This is a genomic window from Streptomyces sp. NRRL S-1813 (genome assembly GCF_000719605.1).
GTDB classification, from domain to species: Bacteria; Actinomycetota; Actinomycetes; order Streptomycetales; family Streptomycetaceae; genus Streptomyces; species Streptomyces decoyicus.
In genome coordinates, this window is record NZ_JOHB01000077.1 from 1 (window position 1) to 2,863 (window position 2,863).

The following is a 2,863-nucleotide window of genomic DNA, read 5'->3' on the forward strand; positions in this document are numbered from 1 at the left end:
TACGGTCGGGTGCGTTTGTGGACGATGCCAGCGACGCTCAAGGTCTGGCCGAACAGCTTGGATCGGTAACAGGAGCCGTTGTCGGTTAGGACGCGTTCGACGGTGATGCCGTGTTCGGAGAAGAAGGCGTTCGCGCGTCGCCAGAACGCGGCTGCGGTCTCCTTGCGCTCGTTGGCCAGGACCTCGCTGTAGGCGAGCCGGGAGTGGTCGTCGATGGCTGTGTGGACGAAGCTGTATCCGATGACGGGGCTGCCGCCCTTGCGCGCGTCGGTCGTCGCCTGCCTGTTGGCACCGGCCTGCTGCCGGGGCATGATGCGGTGCCCGCCGCCGTCGGGGATGTTGCCGAGCTTCTTGATATCGACGTGGATCAGCTCGCCGGGGCGTGCGCGTTCGTACCGGCGAATTACCTGGCCGGTGGGCCGGTCCATCCAGCGCAGTCGGTTCAGTCCGTGGCGGGTGAGCACGCGATGGACTGTGGAGGCGGGTATGCCCAGGATCGGACCGATCCGTGCGGGGCCGAGCTTTCGCTCGCGCCGCAGCGCGCAGACCTGTTTCTCGACGTCTGAGGCAGTGCGGTGCGGGGTAGTCCGGGGCCGACTCGTGCGGTCGAACAGGCCGGTGTCGCCCTCGGTGCGCCAGCGACGTACCCACTTGTAGGCCGTGGCGCGGGAGATGCCCATTTCGTCGGCTACGTGCGCGACGGGGCGACCGGCTCGGACCCGGTCGATCAGAAGTCGTCTGCCGTAGACGGTCAGTCGGGCGTTGGGGTGGGACACGAAGACCTCTGCTGTGGTGCGGATCTTGATCAGCCGTCTGGGCTCAGGCGGGGAGCGCAGGCACGTGAGGCCGCCGACCCGGTGGTCGGCGGCCTATGGCGCTGTGTGGTGGGCGGCGGGGTCAGGCCGCGAGTCGGGTGCCGCGGCGCCAGATGGCGCGTGTGTTGAGGGTGTCGGAGATGGTGCTGGTGGGGTCGCCGTCGATGAGGAGGAGGTCGGCGCGCATACCTTCGGCGATGCGACCGCGGTCTTCGAGGCCGAAGCGGCGGGCAGTGGTGGCGGTGGCTGCGCGCAGGGCCTGGGCGGGGGTGAGGCCGGCTTGAACCAGGTACTGCAGTTCGTGGTGGACGCTGGCGCCGTGGGCGAGCCCGCCCAGGAAGGGCAGGGGCAGGGAGACGTCGGTGCCGGCCAGCAGGTCCACGCCTGCGTCGGCGAGGGCCTTGACGGTGGCCAGAACGTCTTCGATCTTGCCTTGGGGGTAGTGGCCGAAGGCGGAGCGCAGGGCCTTGTCCCAGTCCGCATCGAGGCGGGTGGCGACGCGCGGATCGTCGGCGAGGTCGCTTCCGGTGATGCCCATCATGGAGGCGTTCAGGACGACGCAGGGCACGACGAACACTCCAGCGGTCTTGACCAGGTTGATGATCTCGTCGGTGTGGGGCTGGTCCATGAAAAGGTGGGCCAGGCCGTCGATACCCGCCTCGATGGCCATACGGGTGGCGTCCACGGTCAGGGCGTGGGCGATGGTGAGCATGCCGTGCTTCTTGGCCTCAGCCACGCCGGCGTTCAAGGTGGCCTGGTCAAGCATGGGCAGGCCCGGATGCCCTTCGACGCTGCCGTCGTCGACCATGAACTTGATGTAGTCCGAGCCGCGTTCGATCAATTGCGGGATGAATGCAACGGCTTCTTCGGGGGTGGTGGAGAACGGCATCAACGGCGGCTCTCCTGCAGGCTTGGCGCCGGGAGGAGGGCCGGGACGGAAACCCTCGGGGAACAGCTCACTGGGGTGGCCGCCCGGAGGGGTGATACCGAAACCGGAGGAACGCACGTCAGCGACGGCATCGTCCTCGCTGATGTGGGCCCGGTTGTCCCGCGTGTTGGTGCCCTGCATCTCCAACTCGGTCGTCACACCGAACCGCAGCGCCAACGCCAGCGCGTCCCGGCTGGTGTGGACGTGCGCGTCGATCAGGCCGGGGAGCAGCGTGGCGCCGCTGCCGTCGACGATCTCGGCCCCTGCTGGGGCGTCGCCGCCGATGCGGGCGATGTGCCCGCCCTCGACGAGCACGGTGGTCACCCCCAGCGGCTTCTCGCCGTCGAAGACCCGGGCACCAGCAATAGCGGTCACGGACATGGCTTACCTCGATCCTGGAGTACGACCCTCCATCTCAATATATACCTAAAGCTATGCACATGCATAACGGAATGGTTATGCATGTCGACCAAAACTCCCTAGGATGGGCGGCATGAGCAGCTCGTCAGCGCCCCGGGAGACCGGCAAGGGCCTCTTCGATCAGGTCGGACCTGCCCTGTCGCGGCTGCGGCGGCGCACCTCGGGCGGACGCAGGGATCTGACCCGCAACCTCGTCCTGAACGTGGTCGCGGACGCGCCCGGCGAGATGACGGTCGGCGGCATCGCCGCCGAGATGGGCGTCACCCAGCCCGTCGCCAGCCGCACCATTGCCGCCTGCATCGCCGACGGACTGCTGCGGCGATCCGCATCCCAGGCAGACGGCCGCCGCACCGTCCTTGAACTCACTCAGGCCGGCCAAACCGAGCGCCGCCGCTTCGCCTCCGAGCAGCGCGAGACCTTTGAGCACATCACCGCTGCATGGGAGCCGACCGAGCGCATGCAGTTCGCCCAGTTCCTCATCCGCTACAGCCAGGACGCCAGCGCCTGGTCCGCCCGGCAGACCCACCGCAGCGACGATGACACGAGTGCCCGCGCACACGACTGAACCACCCCGCAGCGATGTAGCGCAGGACCAAAGGGCAGGACCCGCGTCACGCCGCAACATCACCCTCGGGCAAGCTCCCGAAAACCGGACGAAGCGAACCCCTGAGCATTGTCAACAACGCTCGTGGGCAATACA

3 protein-coding genes are annotated in these 2,863 nt (G+C 67.9%); 1 reads left to right on the top strand and 2 read right to left on the bottom strand.

Annotation, left to right across the window (positions count from 1 at the left end; translation table 11 throughout):
* Positions 1 to 776, bottom strand: a 776-nt coding sequence (locus IF67_RS0138325; RefSeq protein WP_037840419.1) for an IS481 family transposase, incomplete at its 3' end; no start/stop codon positions are given.
* Between the two features lie 121 nt (positions 777 to 897).
* Entirely contained in the window at positions 898 to 2,124 is a 1,227-nt protein-coding gene (locus IF67_RS0138330; RefSeq protein ID WP_030993658.1) for an amidohydrolase family protein, read from the bottom strand.
* 112 nt (positions 2,125 to 2,236) lie between these two features.
* Between IF67_RS0138330 and IF67_RS0138335 the strand changes: the two genes are divergently transcribed.
* Complete coding sequence (locus tag IF67_RS0138335) at positions 2,237 to 2,728, top strand: MarR family winged helix-turn-helix transcriptional regulator (protein ID WP_037840421.1); 492 nt, start codon at positions 2,237 to 2,239, stop codon at positions 2,726 to 2,728.
* The last annotated feature ends 135 nt before the right edge of the window (positions 2,729 to 2,863 follow it).

Bases quoted from the DNA above. Each gene is read 5' to 3' on its own strand.
- IF67_RS0138330 (WP_030993658.1), bottom strand. From the start codon at position 2,124: ATGTCCGTGACCGCTATTGCTGGTGCCCGGGTCTTCGACGGCGAGAAG.
- IF67_RS0138335 (WP_037840421.1), top strand. From the start codon at position 2,237: ATGAGCAGCTCGTCAGCGCCCCGGGAGACCGGCAAGGGCCTCTTCGAT.